The sequence below is a fragment of the Pseudomonas sp. GZJR-8 genome (assembly GCF_002916705.1).
Taxonomy (GTDB): Bacteria; Pseudomonadota; Gammaproteobacteria; order Pseudomonadales; family Pseudomonadaceae; genus Aquipseudomonas; species Aquipseudomonas synxantha_A.
Window position 1 is genome coordinate 229,285 of record NZ_JXSI01000007.1, and the last position, 22,495, is coordinate 251,779.

The window sequence follows — 22,495 nt, forward strand, 5'->3', positions numbered from 1 at the left end:
ATGAAAGCTGCCCTGCTTGACGAACCCGGCGAAGACATTGCCCTGGCCATTGAAAACGGCTGGTTGCCAATCCGCGAAGTGGCGCGCCAGACCGGCGTCAACGCCGTGACCCTGCGCGCCTGGGAGCGCCGCTACGGCCTCATCGTGCCCCAGCGCACGCCCAAGGGGCACCGGCTGTTCAGTGCCGAACATGTACAACGCATCCACGCCATCCTCACCTGGCTCAATCGAGGCGTGCCGGTCAGTCAGGTCAAAGGCTTGATCGATTCAGCCCAGGCCAGCCCCGCGCCCATGGAAAACGAGTGGCACGCCCTGCGCCAGCATTTGGTGGATGCCATCAGCGAACTGGCCGAACGCCGGGTCGATGACGCCTTCAACCAGGCCATGGCGCTCTACCCGCCACGCACCTTGTGCGAGCAATTGATGCTGCCGCTGCTCAAGGAGCTGGAACAACGGTGGCAGGGCCAGTTCGGCGCGCAGATGGAGCGGGCGTTTTTCCTGTCGTGGCTGCGCAGCAAGTTCGGCGCGCGGATTTATCACAACAATCGCCAACTCCACGGCGCGCCGCTGCTGCTGGTCAACCATTCCGACTTACCGCTGGAACCGCACCTGTGGCTCAGCGCATGGCTGGCGAGCAGCGCCGACTGCCCGGTGGAAGTATTCGATTGGCCGCTGCCTGCCGGCGAACTGGCCCTGGCGGTGGAACACCTGCAACCACGCGCCGTGCTGTTGTATTCGAGCAAGACCCTCCATTTGTCGACACTGACAAAACTATTGGGCGACGTCAGTTGCCCAATAGTGATTGCCGGCCCGACGGTGCGCATTCACAACGCCGAGTTGTCCGTACTCACCCGCGACATCCCTGAGTTGTTCATGGCGCAAGACCCGTTGTCGGCCCACCAATTATTGATCCAGCGTGGAATCGTCTAAATGCATCTGATCTGGCTGCGCACCGACTTGCGCCTGCACGACAACACGGCCCTTGCTGCTGCGTGCCAGCGTGGCCCCGTCGCGGCCATTTACCTGATCACTCCCCAGCAGTGGCTGGCCCACGATGACGCGCCGTGCAAAATCGATTTCTGGCTGCGCAACCTGCAGCACTTGAGCCAGGCGCTGGGCGAACTGAACATCCCTTTATTGATCCGCTACGCCGCGACCTGGGACCAGGCGCCCGCTGCACTGAGCGAGCTGTGCCGGGAACTGTCGGTGGAGTCTGTGCATGTCAACGAGGAATACGGCATCCACGAGAGCCAGCGTGATGCTGGCGTGGCAGAGACGCTGCAAACGCAGGGAATCACGTTTCACAGCTACCTGGACCAACTGTTTTTCCAACCCGGTAGCGTACTGACCAAGACCGGCACCTATTTCCAAGTGTTCAGCCAGTTTCGCAAGGTTTGCTACAACCGCCTGCACAGCGCCCTGCCGCGCCAGGTGGCAACGCCGAAAGCTCAGGCCAGGCTCGACGTGAGAAGCGATCCGGTGCCGACCACGGTCGACGGTTTCGAGTCGCCCAGCGAAACTTTGCGCGCCCTGTGGCCAGCCGGTGAAGACGAGGCGCGCCGCCGCCTCGACGCCTTCACCGACGAGCAGATCAGCTATTACAAGGACGAGCGCGACTTCCCAGCCAAACCCGGTACCAGCCAGCTTTCGGCCTACCTCGCCGCCGGTGTGGTTTCGCCGCGCCAGTGCTTGCACGCTGCGCTGCAAACCAATCAGGGCGAGTTCGAAAGCGGCGACATCGGCGCCATCACCTGGATCAACGAGCTGCTATGGCGCGAGTTCTATAAACACATTCTGGTCGGCTACCCACGGGTGTCCCGCCACCGCGCCTTTCGCCCGGAAACCGAAGCGCTGGCGTGGCGCAATGCCCCCGAAGACCTCGCGGCCTGGCAACAGGCGCGCACGGGTTTGCCGATCATCGACGCGGCCATGCGCCAATTGCTGGAAACCGGCTGGATGCACAACCGCGTACGCATGGTGGTGGCGATGTTCCTGACCAAGAACCTGCTGATCGACTGGCGCGAAGGCGAGCGCTTTTTTATGCGCCACCTGATCGACGGCGACCTGGCGGCCAATAATGGCGGTTGGCAGTGGAGCTCATCGACCGGTACCGACTCGGCACCGTACTTCCGGATTTTCAGCCCGTTGAGCCAATCGGAAAAATTCGACGGCGACGGCATTTTCATCAAGCGCTGGCTGCCGGAACTGGCCACGCTGAATAAAAAAGAAGTGCATAACCCGGCAGCGGCTGGCGGTTTGTTTGGCGTGGCGGATTACCCCTGCGCCATCGTCGACCTCAAAGCCTCTCGGGAACGCGCATTGGCTGCCTTTCGCCGCCTGCCTTCACGTCAGGAGATGGCCGATCATGAGTGACTTCCTGCGCCGCTTCGCCGAAGCCTTCACTACGCTGGACAAGCACAACCTGCACCTGCTTGGCAGTTTGTACAGTGATGACATTGTATTTGCCGACCCGCTGCATGAAGTCCATGGGCTGCCCGAACTGCAGCGTTATTTCGCTCAGCTATACAGCAACGTCAGCCAACTGGATTTCGAGTTTCAGGGTATCGACCAGACGGCCGAAGGCGAAGGCTACCTGCGCTGGATCATGAGTTTTCGTCATCCGCGCCTGGCCGCAGGCAAGATGATCCGGGTAGAGGGCTGTTCCCACTTGATGTGGCGCGACAAGGTCTACCGGCATCGCGATTACTTCGATGCGGGCGCACTGCTTTATGAACATGTGCCGATTCTCGGCCGCGTCATCAGTTGGCTGAAAAGGAGAATGGGATGAGCCTTGCATCGCCCCGCCGTTATTGGCTAACCGGCGCCAGCAGTGGCATCGGCGCCGCATTGGCCGTAGAGCTGCTCAACAGTGGCGCCCATGTGGCCCTCAGTTCCCGCACCAAAGGCCCGCTGGAAGCACTCGCCCATCGTTATCCAGGGCAAGTGCTGGTGGTGGCCGGCGACCTGACCGACAGCCAGACCGTGCGCGAGATCGGTGAACACATCGCCCAGGTCTGGGGTGAGTTGGACACGGTGATCCTCAATGCCGGCACCTGTGAATATGTCGACGCCCGGCAATTTGACGCTTCGATCATCGAACATGTGGTGCGTACCAATCTGTTGGCCAGCAGTTATTGCATCGAGGCCGCGCTGCCGCTGTTGCGCGCGGGGCGTACCCCGCATCTGGTGGGCGTGGCCAGCGCGGTGACTTACCTGCCGATGCCACGCGCCGAAGCCTATGGCGCATCCAAGGCCGGCCTGCGTTACCTGTTCGAGTCCCTGCGCATCAGCCTGTCACCGGAAAACATCGACGTCACCGTGATCAGCCCAGGCTTTGTTGACACACCGCTGACCGAACGCAATGACTTCCCGATGCCCCTGAGCTGGTCCGCCGACAAGGCGGCGCGGCACATCTTTGCGAAACTGGAGAAACGCCCGCTGGAAATTGCCTTCCCGGCCATGTTCATTGCCACCCTGTGGCCGCTGTCGAAGTTGCCTAACCGCGCGCAATTGATCATCGGCAAGCGCATGTTGCGCAGCCCGCCACCGAAAAAGGACATTCCGTGAAGATCGCCATTGTCGGCAGCGGTATCGCCGGGCTGACCAGCGCCTACCTGCTCAGCCGCCGCCACGACATCACGGTGTTCGAAGCGGGCGACCGCATCGGCGGGCACACGCACACAGTCCACGTTACCGTAGAGGGCGAACGCTATGCCGTGGACACCGGCTTTATTGTGTTCAACGACTGGACCTACCCCAACTTCATCCAGTTGCTGGGCCAGATCGGCGTGACGTTCAAACCCACCGAAATGAGCTTTTCGGTGTGTGACCAAAGCAGCGGGTTCGAGTACAACGGCAACAACCTCAACAGCTTGTTTGCCCAACGCCGCAATATTCTGTCGCCCGGGTTCTGGGGCATGTTGCGCGATATCCTGCGCTTCAACCGCCAAGCGCCTTTGGACCTGCAAGAGCAGCGTATCAGTGCCGAGATGACCCTCGGTGACTACCTCGCAGCCGGCGGTTACGGCCAAAGGTTTATCCGCCACTACATCGTGCCGATGGGGGCTGCGATATGGTCAATGTCCCTTTCGGACATGCTCGGTTTCCCACTGCAATTCTTCGTGCGCTTCTTCAAGAACCACGGCTTGCTGTCGGTCAACAACCGGCCGCAATGGTGCGTGATCGAAGGTGGTTCAAGCAGCTACATCGAACCGCTGACCCGCAGTTTTCGCGAGCGTGTGCGCCTCGGTTGCCCTGTGCATAAAGTGCAACGCACCGACAATGGCGTGGTTATCCACAGCCCGTACGGCAGCGAAACCTTCGACCGGGTGGTATTGGCCTGCCACAGTGATCAGGCCCTGGCATTGCTTGAAGACCCGAGCCAGGCCGAACAAGAGATCCTCGGCGCCCTACCCTACGCCGACAACGACGTAGTGCTGCACACCGACACGCGCTTGCTGCCTGACCGCGAGCTGGCCTGGGCCAGTTGGAATTACCGGTTGACCGGCCACTCGCAGAATCAGGCCGCCGTCACCTACGACATGAACATCCTGCAGGGCATCGACAGCGACACCACGTTTTGTGTCAGCCTCAACCAGACGCAAGTGATCAACCCGTTGAAGATCCTCGCGCGCTACACCTACGCCCATCCGCAGTACAGCCTGGCCGCCGTGGCCGCTCAAGCACGCTGGGAAGAATTGCACGGCACCCGCAACACCTTCTACTGCGGCGCGTACTGGGCCAACGGCTTCCACGAAGACGGCGTGGTCAGTGCCCTGCGCGTGGCCCAGGCGTTCGGGGAAAGCCTGTGAACAGCGCCCTGTACAGCGGCTGGATCGCCCATCGCCGGTTTACACCCAGGGCCCACGCCTTTCGCTACCGCATCGGCCTGCTGTATCTGGACCTCAGCGAACAGGATGCAGTACTCGGGCTTTCACCCCTGGCCGGCACTAGTCGCCTGGCGCCTTTCGGCTTTCGCCAGCAGGACTACCTGCGTGAACTCACGCGCCACGGCATGAGTTTGAGCGATGCCGTGCGCCACGAAGTCGGCAAAGCTCTGGGGCGAACACCCCAGGGCGCTATCTGCCTGCTGACCCAGGCCCGCAGTTGGGGCCTGGCGTTTAACCCGGTGAGTTTCTTCTACTGCTTCGAGGCCGACGGGCAGTTGGCCGCGATTCTGTGTGAAGTGACCAACACGCCATGGCGCGAGCGCTATCACTACGTGCTGCCGGCCCAGCCCCTCGACGCCGATGAGCATCAGCACTTCGCCGTGGCCAAGGGGTTCCATGTGTCGCCCTTCTTACCGCGCGACCTGGAATATCGCATGAGTTTCAGCCCTCCATCTGCCCGGCTCGGCGTGCACATGGCCGACTGGCAGGGCACGCAAAAGGTTTTCGACGCCACCTTGAGCCTGGAAAAACACTCACTCAGCCGCGCAAGCCTGCATCACTATTTGTGGCGTTTCCCCTGGATGACCGCCAAGACCTGCCTGGCAATCTACTGGCAAGCCTTGCGCCTGCTGCTCAAGCGCACACCGATTTTTTCCCACCGGGCCGCCGATGGCGCCTCTCGCACCGCCGTCGGGTACACCAAGGATCGCCGCCATGAAACACCCTAGTTTATCGGTCAAGGCTAACCGCCTGAACGTCAATGGCATGACCGCTGCGCTGTTGCGCAAGGCGGTGCTGCGCCAGCTCAGCCAACTGCGTCACGGCCAGTTGGTGGTGATCGAAGACGGCGAGCGACAAGTGTTCGGCGCACGGGAAGCGCACCTGTTAGGCGAAATTCAGATTCTCGACTCGGCGGTATGGGGCCTGGTGGCCGCCAATGGTTCGATCGGCGCCGGCGAGGCATTTATCCATGGTTACTGGACCAGTCCCGACCTCACCGCCGTGGTCCGGGTGATGGTCAGCAACCTGGAAGTACTCGACGCCATGGAAGGTGGCCTGGCACGCATGGCCCGCCCGTTCACCCAAGGCCTGCACTGGCTCAACCGCAACACACGCAAGGGCTCGCAGAAAAACATCGCCGCCCATTACGACCTGGGCAACGACCTGTTCGAAGAGTTTCTCGACCCGACCATGATGTACTCGGCGGGGCAGTTTTTGACACCCGATGACAGCCTGGAACAAGCGCAACTGAACAAGCTGGAGCGCATCTGCCAGAAACTGGCGCTCAAGCCCAGCGACCATCTGCTGGAAATCGGCACCGGCTGGGGCAGCATGGCGTTGTATGCGGCGCAGCATTACGGCTGCAAGGTCACCACCACGACCCTGTCCAAGGAGCAATTCGCCTACACCGAAAAACGCATCCAGACGCAGGGCCTGCAAGATCAAGTGACCTTGCTGCTCAGCGATTACCGCGACCTCACCGGCGAGTATGACAAGCTGGTGTCGATCGAGATGATCGAAGCGGTGGGCCATCGGTTCCTGCCGACCTATTTCAAACAATGTGCGCACTTGCTCAAGCCCAACGGCCTGATGCTGCTGCAAGCCATCACCATTCGCGAACAGCGCTTTGAGCAGGCCAAGCGCAGCGTCGACTTCATCCAGCGCTACATTTTCCCCGGTGGCGCCCTGCCCTGTGTACAGAACATGCTGCACATCGTCAGCCGCGACACCGACATGAACCTGCTGCACATGGAGGAATTCGGCCTGCACTACGCCCGTACCCTGCGCCTGTGGCATGAAAACTTCCGCCGCGCCCATGGCCGTCTCATGGAATTGGGCTACGACGAATATTTCCTGCGTTTGTGGGAGTTCTACCTGTGCTATTGCGAAGGCGGGTTTATGGAACGCACCATTGGTACCGCACAACTGCTGCTGGCCAAACCCGCGGCGATCAACCCGCCATTGCTTGGGCGCTTCAGTGCTTAAAACCCTGGCCAATGCCGCGCTGTTCCAATGCGGCTGGTTTGCCTGCGTACTCGGCGGCGACAGCCCATGGCTGCTGGTGGGTTTGGCGGCACTGGGCGTGCATCTGCTGTGGATAAGTTCGCCGGCGGATGACGGCCTGCTCGTGCTCAACGTGACACTGGCGGGCACACTGCTGGACACGCTGTTGCGCACCCTGGGCGTTTTCCACTTCAGCGAGCCCGGGCCGTTGATTCCATTCTGGTTGATCGTACTGTGGGCGCTGCTGGCCACGACCCTGCGCCATTGCCTGGCCTGGAGTGCACGGCCCTGGTGGCTGGCCGGCCTGTTGGGCGCAGTGGGTGGGCCTTTGTCTTATTACGCCGGCAGCCAATTGGCCGGTGTGGGTTTTGGCTACGGCACGGCAGCCACTCTGACCGGTCTGACGCTGCTATGGGCCATGCTGTTTCCCTTGCTGCACGGGCTCGCGCGCAAGCTCGAACACTGACGCTTGTCCGAGCATTCATACACGCTTAACGCACTTGCCTTACACTGCGCGGCTATGACCAACATCCCCCATATCCAAATCACTGAACCGGCCGTCACCTGCTCGACGTGCGCGGCCTGCTGCTGTCAGCTGGAAGTCATGCTGATCACCGACACCGGCGTGCCGCAGCGCTTTATCGATACCGATGAGTGGGGCGGCGAAGTGATGCTGCGCCTGGACGACGGCTGGTGCGCCGCGCTGGACCGGGACACGATGATGTGCACGATTTACGCGCTTCGACCGCTGATTTGCCGGGAGTTTGAGATGGGTGCGCCGGAGTGTCTTGAAGAGCGGGAAGGCATCGCGACGGTCTACCGCTGATCCTGCGATGAGCAAAGATCTAAATGTGGGAGCAGGCTTGCTCGCGAAGGCGGTGGGTCAGTCTATGCATGTGCTAGCTGATACACCGCTTTCGCGAGCAAGCCCGCTCCCACAGGGGGGCTTCGTTGTTGTTGAATTACAACGGCATGGTGTAGTGCAACGAGTAGCTCTCTACCCCATCGTTATTGCTGCTGATGCCGGCGTTGGAATAGTGCGTGGCGCGAATGCCCACTTCATGCCCACCGGTAAACCGCAGGCCGAAACCCAGGCGGTCCTCGAACTGAAAAGCTTGGCCGATGTTGTTGTCTTCCAGCCGGGTGCGGGAGAACACCGCCACGCCGATACCGGCTTCGATGTAGGGCTTGACTGACTGGCCGGCAAACTCATACACAAACACCGGCGAGAACGACAGGCTGCTGGCACCTGCACGGTCATCACCTTCCCAATACGTGTAGGCGCCGCTCCAGTAGCCGGTCAGACGGCCAACATCGCTTTGCATCCAGCTTTTATCCCAATCCGAAGTCAGGCCCAGTCGATAGGTCAACGTCGAATCACTGGTACTCCCCAACCCGAACTCCAGGCCGGCGGCCTGGGCTGAAACAGAGTGTCCCAACACAGCGGCCGCAATCGCAGCCAAACAGAACAAGCGCTTCATAAGAAACATCCTTCCGAACGAAGTTATATAGTTTTAAACAGGCTAACTGGCTATAGAAGCTGACGTAGAGCCGGAAGTTCAGCTTTTATCAGCACTATTTCACGAAATTTTCACGAGCCAAAGCTTCGCACAACTCCGGGATGTTTCCAAAGTGTCGGTAGGATATTTCTTAGGTGAGTCAGATCGCCGCTGGTCCAGAACTGTGCAGTGTCGGGATTGCCAGCTGCCAGCAGGTCGCGCCCATCCAGCAAGCGCTTGAGCTGGCGCGCCACGGCGGCGCCGGTGTCGATCAGGATAATGCTGGGGGGCAGCATCTGCGCCAGGAGCGGCTTGAGGAAGGGATAGTGGGTGCAACCCAGGATGATGGTGTCGCAACCGGCGCTGAGCAGTGGCTCGATATAGCCCTGCAACAGTATGTGCAAAGCCGGGCTGTTCAGGTCGCCGGCTTCAATCAGCTCCACCAGGCCCGGACAGGGTTGGGTCACCACTCGTACATCAGTGGCGAAGCGGTCGAGCAAGGCCGCGAATTTGGCGCTTTGCAGCGTGCCGGTGGTGGCGAGCACACCCACCACGCCGCTGCGGGTAGCGGCAGCAGCGGGCTTGACCGCAGGCTCCATGCCGACCAAGGGCCAATCTGGGTAGTCCTGGCGCAAATCGGCAACGGCGGCGACCGTTGCGGTGTTACACGCGATCACAAATGCCTTGGCGCCGCGCTCGCGGAAAAACTCGGCGACGGTTCGAGAACGCTCAAGGATGAAAGTGGGCGTTTTCTCACCATAGGGGATATGCCCGCAGTCGGCCACATACAGCAGCGATTCATGGGGCAATAACTGCTGGATTTCTTCCAGCACCGTCAGGCCGCCGACGCCGGAGTCGAACACACCGATGGGCGCGCCCTTAACCATGCAGGGTTCCACACACGCTGCAACCCGGGTCGCGCTTGACGCGCAATTCGCGAAAACGCGTGGTCAAGGCGTCGATCAGCAACAGGCGACCCACCAGCGGCTCACCGAAACCTGCCAACAGCTTCAAGGCTTCCAGCGCTTGCAGGCTACCGACCAGCCCCACCAACGGCCCGACCACACCTGCTTCGCTGCAGGTCAGTTCGGTGTCGCTGCCGTGCCCGTATAAACAGTGATAGCACGGGCTGTCGGCGCGACGCGGGTCGAACACCGACAATTGCCCCTCAAGGCGAATGGCCGCGCCACTGATCAATGGCTTGCCCACCACGACGCAGGCCGCATTCACCGCTTCGCGGGTAGAGAAGTTGTCGCTGCAATCGAGCACCACATCCACCGCGCCGATTGCAGAGACCAGCGAGTCAGCATCCAGCGCCACGCGATGGGCGGTCAGGGTGATTTCAGGGTTGATCGCGCTCAGCCGACGCATGGCCGAATCTACCTTGGTCTGCCCTACGCTGTGGGTGTCATGGATGATCTGACGTTGCAGGTTGGTCAAATCGACCGTGTCAAAATCCGCCAGGTGCAGCTCACCTACACCGGCAGCGGCGAGGTAGAGCGCAACCGGAGCGCCCAGGCCACCGAGGCCGACGATCAACGCGCGGCTCTGTTTCAGGCGCAACTGCCCTTCGATGTCGACATGCTGCAACAGAATCTGCCGGCTATAACGCAACAGCTCCTGATCGGTCAGCACGGTCGGTGCCCCAGGGTGATACGTTCGTGACCGCCAAGATCGATACGACTGTGTACGCCTTCAAAACCCTGGCTCAACAACAAGTCACGCACAGCCAAGGCCTGGTCGTAGCCGTGCTCAAGCAACAGCCAGCCGCCAGCATTCAGATAGGCAGGTGATTCATTGATGATCAGGCGCAAATCGTCCAGGCCATCAGGCCCGGCCACCAGGGCGCTCGCCGGCTCAAACCGCACGTCCCCCGCCACCAGGTGCGGATCGTTGTCAGCAATGTAGGGCGGATTACTGATGATCAAGTCGAAGCGATCGCCTTGCAGGGCGCTGAACCAATGGCTGTTCAGCACCGTGGCGTTATTGAGGTGCAGGCGCTGGCGGTTGCGCTCGGCCAGGGCCACCGCTTCGAGCACGCGATCAACGGCGGTGACTTGCCAGGCCGGGCGTTCGCTGGCCAACGCCAAGGCAATGGCGCCACTGCCGGTGCCCAGGTCCAAGACTTTGGCCAGGGTAGCAGGCAGCAGTTCCAGAGCGGCTTCCACCAGCAATTCGGTTTCCGGACGCGGAATCAGCGTGTGCGGCGCGACTTCCAGATCCAGCTTCCAGAAGCCTTGCTGGCCGAGGATATAGGCCACCGGCTCGCCGCTGCGGCGGCGCTGCAGGTAGTCGGCAAAGGTCAGGGCGTCTTCGCTGCTGACGATCTTTTCCGGCCAGGTGTGCAGGTAGCTGCGGGACTTGCCCAGGGCGGCGGCCAGCAGCAGTTCCACATCCAGGCGCGCGGTGGGCGAATCGGGCAGGTCGGCCGCGCGCAGCAGGCTGGCTATGATGGTCATTTATTCACCTATCGCGGCCAGTTGATCCGCCTGATATTCGGCGAGCAACGGCTCGATCACCGCATCCACGCCGCCAGCGAGAATCTCGTCCAGGGAATAAAGGGTGAGATTGACCCGATGGTCGGTCACCCGGCCTTGGGCAAAGTTGTAAGTTCGGATGCGCTCGGAGCGATCGCCCGAGCCCACCAGCAGCTTACGCTCGCTGGCAATCGCGTTGGCGGCGGCGCTGGTTTGCTGGTCGTTCAATTTGGCCGACAGCCAGGACATGGCCCGCGCCCGGTTCTTGTGCTGGGAACGTTCTTCCTGGCATTCCACCACGATGCCCGACGGCAAGTGGGTAATCCGAATCGCCGAGTCGGTCTTGTTGACGTGCTGGCCACCGGCGCCCGACGAGCGGTAGGTGTCAACACGCAAGTCCGCGGGGTTGATCTCGATGGCTTCCTGCTCGTCCGGCTCAGGCAACACCGCCACGGTGCACGCCGAGGTATGGATACGGCCCTGGGACTCAGTCGCAGGGACACGCTGCACACGGTGGGCGCCGGATTCGAACTTCAGCTTGCCGTAGACGTTGTCACCTTCTACCCGAGCAATGACTTCTTTATAGCCACCGTGTTCACCTTCGTTCTCGGACAGGATCTCGACCCGCCAGCCGCGTCGTTCGGCGTAGCGCGAATACATGCGGAACAGGTCGCCGGAGAAAATCGCCGCCTCGTCGCCACCGGTACCGGCGCGGATCTCCAAGAACACGTTACGGCCGTCATTAGGGTCCTTGGGCAGCAACATGCGTTGCAGGTCGCCTTCCAGTTCGGCAAGTTTTTCCTTGGCCTCGCGGACTTCTTCCACGGCCATTTCACGCATGTCCGGGTCATTGTCCTTGAGCAGCGCCTGAGCGCCTTCGAGGTCAGCCTGCACTTTGGTGAGATGTTTGTAGGTGGCTACAATCGGCTCAACTTCGGCGTACTCCTTGGAATAAGCGCGAAACTTGGCCTGATCAGAAATGACCTCGCCGTCGCCGAGCAAGGCGGTCAGTTCTTCGAAACGGTCCTGGAGCACGTCCAGTTTATTGAGCAGTGACGCTTTCATTGCGGTTTTTTATCCGAAGAGCTGTCTGACGCGCCCTCACCGAGGGCAAAGAGTTCCTGAGCCATGGCCAGCGCATCGAGGCGGCCTTCGGCGGTAAGCTTTTTCAACTGGACGCTGGGTGCATGGAGCAGTTTGTTGGTCAGGCCACGGGCCAATTGCATCAGCACCTCTTCGGCGCTGCTGCCGTTGGCGAGCAGACGCTGGGCCTTGAGCAACTCTTCATCACGCAGGCGTTCGCCCTGCTGACGATACGCCTTGAGCACATCCACCGCCGCCAATTCACGCAGGCGCACCATGAAATCTTCAGCACCGGTGCTGACCATCTCCTCGGCGGCCTGGGCGGCCCCCTGGCGGCTCTTGAGGTTCTCGGCGACCACTTCATGCAGATCGTCGACGCTATAGAGGTAAACGTCGTCCAACTCGCCGACTTCGGGTTCGATATCCCGGGGAACGGCGATATCCACCATGAAGATCGGCTTGTGCTTGCGCAGTTTCAACGCGCTCTCGACCGCACCTTTGCCGAGGATCGGCAACTGACTGGCGGTGGAGCTGATAACGATATCACTGCGTACCAGTTCAGCCGGGATGTCTGACAACAGCACGGCATGGGCCCCGAACTGTTCAGCGAGGATACTCGCCCGTTCGAGCGTGCGGTTGGCGACAACGATGCGCTTCACGCCTAAATCGTGCAGGTGCCGGGCTACCAGGGTAATGGTTTCACCGGCACCTATCAGCAGCGCCTGGCTGCGCTGCAAGTCGCTGAAAATCTGCTTGGCCAGGCTGACAGCGGCAAAGGCCACCGACACCGGGTTTTCGCCGATAGCCGTGTCGGTACGCACCTGCTTGGCCGAATTGAAGGTGGCCTGGAACAGGCGACCCAGCAGCGGACCGACCGTGCCGGCCTCACGCGCTACGGCATAGGCAGACTTCATCTGGCCAAGAATTTGCGGTTCGCCCAACACCAGCGAGTCGAGACCGGCCGCCACACGCATCATGTGACGAACTGCCGCATCCTCTTCATGCACATAGGCACTGGCGCGCAGGTCATCGAGGCTCAAATGGTGATAATCGGCCAGCCAGCGCAGTACCACATCCGCTGAAAGATGTTCCTGCTCTATATAGAGCTCGCTGCGATTGCAGGTCGAAAGGATCGCAGCTTCGCGGCTGTCGGTGAGCCGGCAGAGCTGCTGCAAGGCCTCAACCAACTGCTCTGGCGTAAACGCCACGCGCTCGCGCACGTCTACGGAGGCAGTCTTGTGGTTAATACCGAGTGCGAGGAAGGCCATTCAATATCGCTGATGATGTCGGGAAGCCGACAATTGTCCTACTTCGAAAGATCCAGAACAACCACCGTCGTCTATTGTCCTAATGCGTTATGCCTATAAAGGCCTCCACTGAGACTCGGTTATGTTTGGCCGAAGGCTTGTGTCATGATGATCCGACCGCAGGTTAGTCGTCCTCTTCCTATATGAATAGATCTTCCGCGTTGCTCCTTGCTTTTGTCTTTCTCAGCGGCTGCCAGGCCATGGCACCCGTGTCGCCGGAGGCTACGCCGCCGGTAGAAGACACCTCCCCCGCCCCTGAAAAGCCCAAGGTTTATTCCTCGTTCAGTGAAGAAACGATCTACAGCCTGCTGACCGCGGAACTGGCCGGCCAGCGTAATCGTTTCGATATTGCGCTGGATAATTACGTGACCCAGGCCATCAACACCCAGGATCCGGGCATTTCCGAGCGTGCGTTTCGCATCGCCGAATACCTGGGCGCCGACCAGGCTGCGCTGGATACGTCGCTGATCTGGGCAAAAAATGCCCCCGATGATCTGGAAGCCCAGCGCGCCGCCGCCGTGCAACTGGCGCGCGCGGGCCGCTATGACGACTCTATGGTCTATATGGAGAAAGTCCTGCAGGGCAAGGGCGACACGCATTTCGACTTCCTGGCACTGTCGGCCGCCGACACCGATCAGGACACCCGCAATGGCCTGATGAAGAGCTTCGACCGCCTGCTGCAAAAGCATCCCAAGAACAGCCAGTTGATTTTCGGCAAAGCCTTGCTGTTGCAACAGGATGACGAAGCCGACGCCGCACTCAAATTGCTTGAGCAGAACCCGCCGGAAGACGGCGAGATCGCGCCGATCCTGCTGCGAGCACGCCTGCTGCAGAACCTCAACCGCGGCAAGGAAGCGATTCCTCTGCTGGAAAAAAGCATCAAGAAATACCCGGACGACAAGCGCCTGCGCCTGACTTATGCGCGAATGCTGGTTGAGCAGGACCGCATGGAAGACGCCAAAGTGCAGTTCGCCAACCTGGTCCAGCAATACCCCGACGACGACGAACTGCGCTATTCGCTGGCCCTGGTGTGCCTGGAAGCCAAAGCCTGGGATGAGGCCAAGGGCTACCTGGAACAGTTGATTGAACGTGACAGCCATGTCGACTCGGCGCACCTGAACCTGGGCCGCATCGCTGAAGAACGCAACGACCCGCAGGCCGCCCTGCTCGAGTACGCCCAGGTCGGCCCCGGCAATGACTACCTGCCCGCCCAGTTGCGCCAGGCCGACATCCTGATGAGCAATGGCCGTACCGACGAAGCGGAAAAACGCCTGGCGGCGGCCCGCGATGCCGAGCCGGACTACGCCATCCAGCTGTACTTGATCCAGGCCGAGACCTTATCGGCCAACAAGCAGGGCGAACGCGCCTGGAAGCTGCTGCAACAAGCTTTGTTGCAATATCCCGACGATTTGAACCTGCTGTACACCCGCGCCATGCAGGCAGAAAAACGCGATGACCTGGCCCAGCTGGAAAAGGACCTGCGCCTGATCATCAAGCGCGACCCGGATAACGCCATGGCACTCAACGCCCTGGGTTATACCTTGTCCGACCGCACCACGCGTTACGCCGAAGCCAAGGTACTGATCGAGCAGGCCCATGCGCTCAACCCTGAAGACCCGGCCGTACTCGACAGCCTGGGCTGGGTGAATTACCGCCTGGGCAACCTCGACGAGGCCGAGCGCTTGCTGCGCCAGGCACTGGAGCGCTTTCCCGATCAAGAAGTTGCCGCGCACCTGGGCGAAGTGCTTTGGGCCAAGGGCAAGCAACGCGAAGCACGACAAATCTGGGAAAAATTCCTCAAGGAACAACCCGAAAGCCCAATCCTGCGCGGCACCATCAAGCGCCTGACCGGATCCGAGACCCTTTAAGCTTATGTTCTTGCGCCACATTATCGTTTTCAGTTTTATCGCCCTGCTCGCCGGTTGCGCGGGCGTAGGCACCCGTGAATCCGTTGAAGGCCAGGGCAACCCGGCGCAATGGCAACAACACAAGGATCAGCTCAGCAGCATCGACGGCTGGCAGATCGAGGGCAAGGTCGGGGTTCGCGCGCCGAAAGATTCCGGCAGCGGCACCCTGTTCTGGCTGCAACGCCAGGATTATTACGACATTCGCCTCTCGGGCCCGCTGGGCCGGGGGGCGGCTCGCCTGACGGGCCGGCCGGGGCAGGTGAGCCTGGAAGTGGCCAACCAGGGCCGCTATGAAGCGACCTCCCCGGAGGAACTGCTGGAGCAGCAGATCGGCTGGAAGCTGCCTGTCTCGCATTTGGTCTGGTGGGTGCGCGGTCTTCCGGCGCCCGAGAGCAAAAGTCGCCTGAGCCTCAATGGCGACAGTCGCCTTGCCTCCCTGGAGCAGGACGGTTGGCAGGTGGAGTACCTGAGCTACGTGCAACAGAACGGCTATTGGCTGCCCGAGCGCATCAAGCTGCACGGCACCGACCTTGATGTCACGTTGGTGATCAAGGACTGGCAACCGCGCAAGTTGGGGCAATAACGTGACAGAACGCCTGACCCTGCCCTCGCCTGCGAAACTCAATCTGATGCTGCATATTCTTGGTCGCCGTGAAGATGGCTATCACGAGCTGCAGACCCTCTTTCAGTTCCTCGACTATGGCGATGAGCTGACCTTCGCCGTACGCGACGATGGCGTGATCCAGCTGCACACCGAATTCGAAGGCGTGCCCCACGACAGCAATCTGATCGTGAAGGCGGCGAAAAAACTTCAGCAACAATCCGGCTGCCCGCTCGGGATAGATATCTGGATCGACAAAATCCTGCCCATGGGCGGAGGTATCGGGGGCGGGAGCTCGAATGCTGCAACGACGTTGCTGGGGCTGAACCACTTGTGGCAACTGGGCTGGGACCACGATCGCCTGGCTGTGCTGGGCCTGACGCTGGGCGCGGACGTCCCGGTTTTCGTGCGCGGCCACGCCGCGTTTGCTGAGGGCGTAGGGGAGAAACTTACCCCTGTAGAGCCCGAAGAACCTTGGTATGTCGTGCTTGTGCCGCAAGTATCTGTAAGTACAGCAGAAATTTTTTCAGATCCGTTGTTGACACGTAACTCTTCTCCCATTAAAGTGCGCCCCGTTCCCAAGGGAAACAGTCGAAATGACTGCTTACCGGTTGTAGCAAGGCGTTATCCAGAGGTACGTAACGCTTTGAATTTGTTAGGTAAATTTACCGAAGCAAAATTAACCGGAACTGGAAGTTGTGTGTTTGGGGGCTTCCCAAGCAAAGCTGAAGCTGATAAAGTCTCGGCCCTTCTTACAGAGACCCTTACAGGGTTTGTAGCAAAGGGAAGCAACGTTTCGATGTTGCATCGCAAGCTGCAAAGTCTGCTCTAAAAGGAATCGAGTGTTAGGCACTCGTTGCAACAGATACAGGGGCGTCGCCAAGCGGTAAGGCAGCAGGTTTTGATCCTGCCATGCGTTGGTTCGAATCCAGCCGCCCCTGCCATTTTCTAATACTCATCCAGGTTACCCTCAGCCTCTAGGTACTGCGCGTGTCCAAGATGATGGTCTTTACGGGGAATGCCAACCCCGATCTGGCTCGACGTGTCGTACGTCAGCTGCATATCCCTCTCGGTGACATCTCTGTCGGTAAGTTTTCCGACGGCGAAATTACAGCCGAGATCAATGAAAATGTCCGCGGTAAAGACGTCTTCATTATTCAGCCGACCTGCGCTCCGACCAACGATAACCTGATGGAACTCGTCGTGATGGCTGATGCCTTCCGCCGCTCCTCAGCGACTCGAATCACAGCTGTAATCCCTTACTTTGGTTATGCCCGTCAGGATCGCCGTCCGCGTTCCGCACGTGTGGCTATCAGCGCGAAAGTCGTTGCTGACATGCTGACCGTGGTAGGCATCGACCGTGTTCTCACGGTTGACCTGCACGCTGACCAAATCCAGGGTTTCTTCGATATTCCGGTAGATAACATCTACGGCTCCCCCGTTCTGGTGGATGACATCGAAGACCAGCGCTTTGAAAACCTGATGATCGTGTCCCCGGACATTGGTGGCGTCGTGCGTGCACGGGCCGTTGCCAAATCCCTGGGCGTGGACCTCGGGATCATCGATAAACGCCGTGAAAAAGCCAATCACTCTGAAGTGATGCATATCATCGGTGATGTCGAAGGGCGTACCTGTATTCTGGTTGATGACATGGTCGACACCGCCGGCACCCTGTGCCACGCGGCGAAAGCCCTGAAAGAGCACGGTGCTGCAAAAGTCTTCGCCTACTGCACACACCCTGTGCTGTCGGGCCGAGCGATCGAGAACATCGAGAACTCCATGCTGGACGAACTGGTGGTGACTAACACCATCCCGTTGTCCGCTGCTGCTCAAGCCTGTTCGCGTATCCGTCAACTGGATATCGCACCGGTAGTTGCCGAAGCGGTTCGCCGCATCAGCAATGAAGAATCGATCAGCGCGATGTTCCGTTAAGGGTCAAACCTTCGGAGCACCTCACTGACGAAAAGCGCCCCGCCCCAACATACTGTTGGGGCGGGGCTTTTTTGCCCATATCGCCTTTAGCGCTGGTCGCAAACGCTGGGGCGAATGTGGTTATTTTGGAGATACAACATGAACGATTTTACTCTGAATGCTGAAGTGCGTTCCGACCTGGGGAAAGGTGCGAGCCGCCGCCTGCGTCGTCTCGCAAGCCTGGTTCCAGCTGTAGTTTACGGTGGCGACAAAGCCCCTGAATCCATCAGCATGCTGGCCAAAGAAGTTGCCAAACTGCTCGAAAACGACGCTGCCTACAGCCACGTTATCGAACTGAACGTTGGCGGCAAAAAGCAGAACGTTATCATCAAGGCCCTGCAGCGCCACCCTTCCAAGGGCCACGTACTGCACGCTGACTTCGTACGCGTCGTAGCTGGTCAGAAACTGACCGCTATCGTGCCTGTGCACTTTGTTGGCGAAGAAGCTCCAGTCAAGAAAGGTGGCGTTGTTTCTCACACCACTACCGAGCTGGAAGTAAGCTGCCTGCCGAAAGACCTGCCTGAGTTCATCGAAGTCGACCTGTCGGCTGCTGAAATCGGCACCATCATCCACCTGTCCGACCTCAAGGCCCCTAAAGGCGTTGAGTTCGTTGCACTGGCTCACAACGACGACAAGGCTGTTGCCAACGTCCACGCGCCACGTGTTGTAGCAGAAGATGAAGCCGGCGAAACCGCTGCCGAGTAATACACTCTGCAACGAAGGAGCTTGAGGGAACATCGCGGACCGAAACGTAGCGAGAAAGCGGGCAACAACGCGAAGTTTATCTCTGGATAAGTGAGCTCCTGTCGTCCACTTTCGCCGCACGCTGGTGTAGCGATGTTATCCACAACTCCAAAGGAAGGGCCCCTGTCGTGACTGCCATTAAACTGATCGTTGGCCTGGGAAATCCAGGCGCCGAATACGAACAGACCCGGCATAACGCGGGGGCCCTTTTTGTTGAGCGCATCGCCCATGCCCAAGGCATCAACCTTGTGGCCGATCGCAAATATTTCGGCCTGACCGGGCGCTTTTCGCACCAGGGTCAGGATATTCGTCTACTGATTCCCACCACCTACATGAACCGCAGCGGCCAGGCTGTCGCGGCGCTTGCGGGCTTCTTCCGGATCAAACCCGAAGAAATCCTGGTGGCCCATGACGAACTGGACCTGCCACCCGGCGTTGCCAAGCTCAAGCAAGGCGGCGGACACGGCGGGCACAATGGCCTGCGCGACATCATCGCGCAGCTGGGCAATCAGAATACCTTTTACCGTCTGCGGCTCGGCATTGGCCACCCAGGCGTTGCCAGTATGGTTTCAAATTTCGTCCTGGGTCGTGCGCCACGCGCCGAACAGGAAAAACTCGATGCCAGCATCGATTTTGCCCTCGGCGTGCTGCCGGATATCTTCGCCGGTGAATGGAACCGCGCGATGAAAAACCTGCACAGCCAGAAGGCCTGACTTTTACCCGAGGGGAAACACCATGGGATTCAATTGCGGCATCGTCGGCCTGCCCAACGTCGGCAAATCCACCCTGTTCAACGCCCTGACCAAGTCCGGTATTGCGGCGGAGAACTTCCCCTTCTGCACCATCGAACCCAACAGCGGCATCGTGCCGATGCCGGACCCACGCCTGGAGGCACTGGCAGCGATCGTCAACCCCAAGCGCATCCTGCCGACCACCATGGAATTCGTCGACATCGCGGGCCTGGTCGCTGGCGCATCCAAAGGCGAAGGCCTGGGCAACAAGTTCCTGGCCAACATCCGTGAAACCGATGCCATTGCCCATGTGGTCCGCTGCTTTGAAGACGAGAACGTGATCCACGTCTCCAACAGCGTCGACCCCAAGCGCGACATCGAAATCATTGACCTGGAACTGATCTTCGCCGACCTCGACAGCTGCGAAAAGCAACTGCAGAAAGTCGCGCGTAACGCCAAAGGCGGAGACAAGGACGCAGTGGTCCAGAAAGGCCTGCTGGAGCAGTTGATCGCTCACTTCACCGAAGGCAAGCCGGCACGCAGCCTGATGAAGAGCATGGGCACCGATGAGAAGGCTGTGATCAAGGGCTTCCACCTGCTGACCACCAAGCCTGTGATGTACATCGCCAACGTCGCCGAAGACGGCTTCGAGAACAACCCGCTGCTCGACGTGGTCAAGGCCATTGCCGAGGAAGAAGGCGCCATTGTTGTTCCGGTATGCAACAAGATCGAAGCTGAAATCGCCGAGCTCGATGACGGCGAAGAAAAAGATATGTTTCTTGAGGCCCTGGGCCTTGAAGAGCCTGGCCTGAACCGTGTGATCCGCGCCGGCTACGAGATGCTCAACCTGCAGACCTACTTCACCGCCGGTGTCGAAGAAGTTCGCGCCTGGACCGTCAAGGTTGGCGCTACCGCGCCACAAGCTGCCGGCGTGATCCACACCGACTTCGAAAAGGGCTTCATCCGCGCCGAAGTGATCGCCTACAACGACTTCATTCAGTACAAGGGTGAAGCCGGCACCAAGGAAGCCGGTAAATGGCGCCTGGAAGGCAAGGAATACGTCGTCAAGGATGGCGATGTAATGCACTTCCGTTTTAACGTGTAAGTACAACCCGCGGTATTGACTGCGGGACCAGAAAAAGCCGATGCATTGCATCGGCTTTTTTGTGGGCGAGCGCTTATGAAAAAAGACTTGTATCCCCAAAAAAAACAGACTCTCAGAATATTCCTACTTACCAATCGACCGATTAACCCCGCACTTATTCCTGCGACCAACAAGCCTTAACTTACCATCATTTTCCTACATCACTCCTCCGCTTAAACCTCTCTACACCGAGTGACAACTTTTATAATCTACGCTCTACTGAAATGGCGCTTGCACACCGTATTTGCAACAGTGAAGTAATAGCGAACAGGGAGTATCAATTCATGTCGACCTACGTCCAGAAGGATAATAAAACAGACGTTTCACTCATCGAAGGTCCGGAAATTGAAACCACGCTTAACAACACTGCCGCGCTCAACGTTGACATTCTGTTGCTGGGAGAAACCGGCACCGGAAAAGACACTCTTGCACAGCGGATTCATCGTTTATCGGGGCGACGCGGTAATTTTGTTGCCGTGAACTGTGCGGCAATCCCAGAAAGCCTCGCGGAAAGCCAGTTGTTCGGTGTCAACAGCGGGGCTTATACCGGGGCAATACAATCAAGGGCTGGATTCGTCGAAGCAGCCCACCTGGGTACCCTATACCTGGATGAGATCGACAGCATGCCCCTGAACCTGCAAGCCAAGCTCCTGCGCGTGCTGGAGTGCCGTGGGGTGGAACGCCTGGGCTCGACTCGGCTGATCTCCGTGGACATGCGCGTCATCGCATCAGCCCAGCAGTCGCTGCAAATCATGGTCGAACAAGGCGCCTTCAGGCGTGACCTCTACTTTCGTTTGAATGTGGTCAACATCGAGCTCCCCGCCCTGCGAGATCGGCGCGAACGCATCATCCCGTTGTTTCTGGAAATGGTTCAGGAAGAAGCGGAGCAGTTCAAATGCAGTGCCCCATCGCCTCCTGACAGCCTGCTGCATCAACTGCTCTGTCACTCCTGGCTGGGTAATGTGCGCGAACTACGTTCGACGGCGAAACGGTTCGTCTTGGGCCTCCCGCCGCTCTCAACTCCCGCATGCAGACAGCAACCACTTCAGACGGACCTGAAGACACGCCTCCAACAAATTGAAAAAGCATTGATTGAAGAATCCATGTACCGCCACCACCACTGTGTAGATACCGTAGCAATTGAACTGGGGGTCGCTAAGCGCACGCTGTATTACAGGATGAAACACTTGAAGATATCACTGGCATAAGCTCAATCATTCCTCTCACAGCTAACAAGTAGGCCATAAAAACCCTGTATCGCCAAAGACCTGATCAAACAACCACTCAAGAAAACAATTAGTTACATCGCGACCTGGAAACATCTGGAACGCATTACTAATACGGGCCACACAGTTGTTGCCAGAAGCAAATCTCTGTAACACGTAGATGCTGCCGTGATTTGACCGATGGAAAAATAAAGACCCAAAAAACTCATAGTAGGATTTCTATATGAATGTTGGCGCAGGAAGTGGTACAGGCTCTATACCGCAGACATATTCAGGGAGTATGGATGGAGTTGGAGGCGCGAACGAGGGCTCAGCCGAAGCTATCTTCGAGAAAATGAAGGCTGATGCAATAAAAAATGGCTGGAAGAGTGCTGAAGTAAAAAATATTCAAGCACTGATCCGGTCGGGCTCAGGCCAATAATCGCGAGGTGATCGATTACCTTTCAGGCTTTGCAGCCCGAAAGGTAATCATCCAACCGGCCCGACAGACCATTTTAGTGCTCTAGAGCCGCTGTCCACCCTGAATGAGTAGACACTCCATGCAAATAATAAACGACCGCTTTTCACAGAAAAGCAGCAATACCGAACACGACCGTAAGCCACAGGAACAATCGGCAGGCGGTACGGACGTCAGTTTTTTCACGTCACTGTTCGAAGGCTCCCATCCCACAAGCACAATCTCTGCCAAGCCTGAAGGCTCACTCCTTTTGACAGAAGCATCAAAGCACCTGAGCAACTCAAGAGATGGCTTCGCAAAAATAATCCGCTCAACCAAAAAGGGGATTGATGTTGAGGCCATAGGAAATTACCCACGCGAGTTACATAACGCGCAACTTACAACACAACTGATGGTGAAATGTCTTGCCAAGACAACGCAGTGCATTGACAAGATCAGCAACATGCAGTCTTGAG

The 22,495-nt window shown here is 58.9% G+C and carries 25 protein-coding genes and 1 tRNA gene; 20 read left to right on the forward strand and 6 right to left on the reverse strand.

From position 1 onward, the window contains the following. The 9 genes from TK42_RS16225 to TK42_RS16265 are packed head-to-tail and all read left to right on the forward strand — an operon-like array spanning position 1 to position 7,719. A complete protein-coding gene (locus TK42_RS16225) occupies positions 1-930 on the forward strand; it encodes a MerR family transcriptional regulator (RefSeq protein WP_032877991.1) in 930 nt (309 codons plus the stop codon). Continuing rightward, positions 931-2,373 (forward strand): deoxyribodipyrimidine photo-lyase, encoded by a 1,443-nt coding sequence (phrB, locus tag TK42_RS16230; protein WP_103734666.1) that lies wholly within the window; start codon positions 931-933, stop codon positions 2,371-2,373. It begins immediately after the preceding gene. Then, entirely contained in the window at positions 2,366-2,788 is a 423-nt protein-coding gene (locus tag TK42_RS16235) for a nuclear transport factor 2 family protein (RefSeq protein WP_032877993.1), read from the forward strand. The genes phrB and TK42_RS16235 overlap by 8 nt, the downstream gene beginning before the upstream one ends. Continuing rightward, a complete protein-coding gene (locus TK42_RS16240; protein ID WP_032877994.1) occupies positions 2,785-3,567 on the forward strand; it encodes an SDR family oxidoreductase in 783 nt (260 codons plus the stop codon). The genes TK42_RS16235 and TK42_RS16240 overlap by 4 nt, the downstream gene beginning before the upstream one ends. Further along, positions 3,564-4,811, forward strand: coding sequence for an NAD(P)/FAD-dependent oxidoreductase (locus tag TK42_RS16245; protein WP_103734667.1), 1,248 nt, complete (start codon positions 3,564-3,566; stop codon positions 4,809-4,811). The genes TK42_RS16240 and TK42_RS16245 overlap by 4 nt, the downstream gene beginning before the upstream one ends. Next, a complete protein-coding gene (locus TK42_RS16250) occupies positions 4,808-5,617 on the forward strand; it encodes a DUF1365 domain-containing protein (RefSeq protein ID WP_103734668.1) in 810 nt (269 codons plus the stop codon). Before TK42_RS16245 ends, TK42_RS16250 begins: the two co-directional genes overlap by 4 nt. Beyond that, positions 5,604-6,875: a cyclopropane-fatty-acyl-phospholipid synthase family protein gene (locus tag TK42_RS16255; protein ID WP_032877997.1), complete on the forward strand. Its 1,272-nt coding sequence runs from the start codon at positions 5,604-5,606 to the stop codon at positions 6,873-6,875. The genes TK42_RS16250 and TK42_RS16255 overlap by 14 nt, the downstream gene beginning before the upstream one ends. After that, positions 6,868-7,359 (forward strand): DUF2878 domain-containing protein, encoded by a 492-nt coding sequence (locus tag TK42_RS16260; protein WP_032877998.1) that lies wholly within the window; start codon positions 6,868-6,870, stop codon positions 7,357-7,359. The genes TK42_RS16255 and TK42_RS16260 overlap by 8 nt, the downstream gene beginning before the upstream one ends. A gap of 54 nt (positions 7,360-7,413) precedes the next feature. Further along, positions 7,414-7,719, forward strand: a complete 306-nt coding sequence (locus tag TK42_RS16265; RefSeq protein WP_032803249.1) for a YkgJ family cysteine cluster protein — start codon at positions 7,414-7,416, stop codon at positions 7,717-7,719. A 136-nt stretch (positions 7,720-7,855) separates the two neighbouring features. Here the strand turns inward: TK42_RS16265 and TK42_RS16270 are convergent, their stop codons facing one another. From TK42_RS16270 to hemA, 6 genes are all read right to left on the reverse strand, one after another. Beyond that, on the reverse strand, positions 7,856-8,374 hold the full coding sequence (locus tag TK42_RS16270; protein WP_005784623.1) for an acyloxyacyl hydrolase: 519 nt from the start codon (positions 8,372-8,374) through the stop codon (positions 7,856-7,858). 110 nt (positions 8,375-8,484) lie between these two features. Then, positions 8,485-9,279, reverse strand: a complete 795-nt coding sequence (gene murI / locus TK42_RS16275; RefSeq protein WP_103734669.1) for a glutamate racemase — start codon at positions 9,277-9,279, stop codon at positions 8,485-8,487. Next, the gene (locus TK42_RS16280) at positions 9,272-10,027 is read right to left on the reverse strand and encodes a molybdopterin-synthase adenylyltransferase MoeB (protein ID WP_103734670.1); all 756 of its coding nucleotides are present in this window, start codon (positions 10,025-10,027) and stop codon (positions 9,272-9,274) included. The genes murI and TK42_RS16280 overlap by 8 nt, the downstream gene beginning before the upstream one ends. Then, positions 10,021-10,851, reverse strand: coding sequence for a peptide chain release factor N(5)-glutamine methyltransferase (gene prmC, locus TK42_RS16285; RefSeq protein WP_103734671.1), 831 nt, complete (start codon positions 10,849-10,851; stop codon positions 10,021-10,023). The genes TK42_RS16280 and prmC overlap by 7 nt, the downstream gene beginning before the upstream one ends. Further along, positions 10,852-11,934 (reverse strand): peptide chain release factor 1, encoded by a 1,083-nt coding sequence (gene prfA / locus TK42_RS16290; RefSeq protein WP_032878002.1) that lies wholly within the window; start codon positions 11,932-11,934, stop codon positions 10,852-10,854. It lies immediately after the preceding gene. Continuing rightward, a complete protein-coding gene (hemA, locus tag TK42_RS16295; protein ID WP_032878003.1) occupies positions 11,931-13,220 on the reverse strand; it encodes a glutamyl-tRNA reductase in 1,290 nt (429 codons plus the stop codon). The genes prfA and hemA overlap by 4 nt, the downstream gene beginning before the upstream one ends. Positions 13,221-13,402: 182 nt before the next feature. Between hemA and TK42_RS16300 the strand changes: the two genes are divergently transcribed. From TK42_RS16300 to TK42_RS16350, 11 genes are all read left to right on the forward strand, one after another. Further along, the gene (locus TK42_RS16300; RefSeq protein ID WP_032878004.1) at positions 13,403-15,127 is read left to right on the forward strand and encodes a tetratricopeptide repeat protein; all 1,725 of its coding nucleotides are present in this window, start codon (positions 13,403-13,405) and stop codon (positions 15,125-15,127) included. Positions 15,128-15,131: 4 nt separating this feature from the next. After that, positions 15,132-15,749, forward strand: coding sequence for a lipoprotein insertase outer membrane protein LolB (gene lolB, locus TK42_RS16305; protein WP_032878005.1), 618 nt, complete (start codon positions 15,132-15,134; stop codon positions 15,747-15,749). 1 nt (position 15,750) lies between these two features. After that, entirely contained in the window at positions 15,751-16,599 is an 849-nt protein-coding gene (ispE, locus tag TK42_RS16310; RefSeq protein ID WP_032878006.1) for a 4-(cytidine 5'-diphospho)-2-C-methyl-D-erythritol kinase, read from the forward strand. Positions 16,600-16,636: 37 nt separating this feature from the next. Continuing rightward, positions 16,637-16,711: transfer RNA gene (locus TK42_RS16315), tRNA-Gln, on the forward strand. Between the two features lie 46 nt (positions 16,712-16,757). Further along, complete coding sequence (locus TK42_RS16320) at positions 16,758-17,699, forward strand: ribose-phosphate pyrophosphokinase (RefSeq protein WP_003208392.1); 942 nt, start codon at positions 16,758-16,760, stop codon at positions 17,697-17,699. Positions 17,700-17,837: 138 nt separating this feature from the next. Next, a complete protein-coding gene (locus TK42_RS16325) occupies positions 17,838-18,443 on the forward strand; it encodes a 50S ribosomal protein L25/general stress protein Ctc (protein WP_005784612.1) in 606 nt (201 codons plus the stop codon). Positions 18,444-18,610: 167 nt separating this feature from the next. Next, complete coding sequence (pth, locus tag TK42_RS16330; protein ID WP_005784610.1) at positions 18,611-19,195, forward strand: aminoacyl-tRNA hydrolase; 585 nt, start codon at positions 18,611-18,613, stop codon at positions 19,193-19,195. 22 nt (positions 19,196-19,217) lie between these two features. Further along, positions 19,218-20,318: a redox-regulated ATPase YchF gene (ychF, locus tag TK42_RS16335; protein WP_005784608.1), complete on the forward strand. Its 1,101-nt coding sequence runs from the start codon at positions 19,218-19,220 to the stop codon at positions 20,316-20,318. 323 nt (positions 20,319-20,641) lie between these two features. Continuing rightward, entirely contained in the window at positions 20,642-21,565 is a 924-nt protein-coding gene (locus TK42_RS16340; RefSeq protein WP_032878007.1) for a sigma 54-interacting transcriptional regulator, read from the forward strand. Between the two features lie 241 nt (positions 21,566-21,806). Further along, a complete protein-coding gene (locus TK42_RS16345) occupies positions 21,807-22,004 on the forward strand; it encodes a type III secretion protein (RefSeq protein ID WP_081883306.1) in 198 nt (65 codons plus the stop codon). 118 nt (positions 22,005-22,122) lie between these two features. After that, on the forward strand, positions 22,123-22,494 hold the full coding sequence (locus TK42_RS16350; RefSeq protein ID WP_032878008.1) for a hypothetical protein: 372 nt from the start codon (positions 22,123-22,125) through the stop codon (positions 22,492-22,494). Position 22,495 lies beyond the last annotated feature (1 nt).

Bases quoted from the DNA above. Each gene is read 5' to 3' on its own strand.
- TK42_RS16325 (WP_005784612.1), top strand. From the start codon at position 17,838: ATGAACGATTTTACTCTGAATGCTGAAGTGCGTTCCGACCTGGGGAAA.
- TK42_RS16235 (WP_032877993.1), top strand. From the start codon at position 2,366: ATGAGTGACTTCCTGCGCCGCTTCGCCGAAGCCTTCACTACGCTGGAC.
- hemA (WP_032878003.1), bottom strand. From the start codon at position 13,220: ATGGCCTTCCTCGCACTCGGTATTAACCACAAGACTGCCTCCGTAGAC.
- TK42_RS16225 (WP_032877991.1), top strand. From the start codon at position 1: ATGAAAGCTGCCCTGCTTGACGAACCCGGCGAAGACATTGCCCTGGCC.
- murI (WP_103734669.1), bottom strand. From the start codon at position 9,279: ATGGTTAAGGGCGCGCCCATCGGTGTGTTCGACTCCGGCGTCGGCGGC.
- TK42_RS16300 (WP_032878004.1), top strand. From the start codon at position 13,403: ATGAATAGATCTTCCGCGTTGCTCCTTGCTTTTGTCTTTCTCAGCGGC.
- TK42_RS16255 (WP_032877997.1), top strand. From the start codon at position 5,604: ATGAAACACCCTAGTTTATCGGTCAAGGCTAACCGCCTGAACGTCAAT.
- TK42_RS16240 (WP_032877994.1), top strand. From the start codon at position 2,785: ATGAGCCTTGCATCGCCCCGCCGTTATTGGCTAACCGGCGCCAGCAGT.
- prmC (WP_103734671.1), bottom strand. From the start codon at position 10,851: ATGACCATCATAGCCAGCCTGCTGCGCGCGGCCGACCTGCCCGATTCG.
- TK42_RS16270 (WP_005784623.1), bottom strand. From the start codon at position 8,374: ATGAAGCGCTTGTTCTGTTTGGCTGCGATTGCGGCCGCTGTGTTGGGA.
- TK42_RS16265 (WP_032803249.1), top strand. From the start codon at position 7,414: ATGACCAACATCCCCCATATCCAAATCACTGAACCGGCCGTCACCTGC.
- TK42_RS16345 (WP_081883306.1), top strand. From the start codon at position 21,807: ATGAATGTTGGCGCAGGAAGTGGTACAGGCTCTATACCGCAGACATAT.
- ychF (WP_005784608.1), top strand. From the start codon at position 19,218: ATGGGATTCAATTGCGGCATCGTCGGCCTGCCCAACGTCGGCAAATCC.
- TK42_RS16340 (WP_032878007.1), top strand. From the start codon at position 20,642: ATGTCGACCTACGTCCAGAAGGATAATAAAACAGACGTTTCACTCATC.
- prfA (WP_032878002.1), bottom strand. From the start codon at position 11,934: ATGAAAGCGTCACTGCTCAATAAACTGGACGTGCTCCAGGACCGTTTC.
- phrB (WP_103734666.1), top strand. From the start codon at position 931: ATGCATCTGATCTGGCTGCGCACCGACTTGCGCCTGCACGACAACACG.
- lolB (WP_032878005.1), top strand. From the start codon at position 15,132: ATGTTCTTGCGCCACATTATCGTTTTCAGTTTTATCGCCCTGCTCGCC.
- TK42_RS16350 (WP_032878008.1), top strand. From the start codon at position 22,123: ATGCAAATAATAAACGACCGCTTTTCACAGAAAAGCAGCAATACCGAA.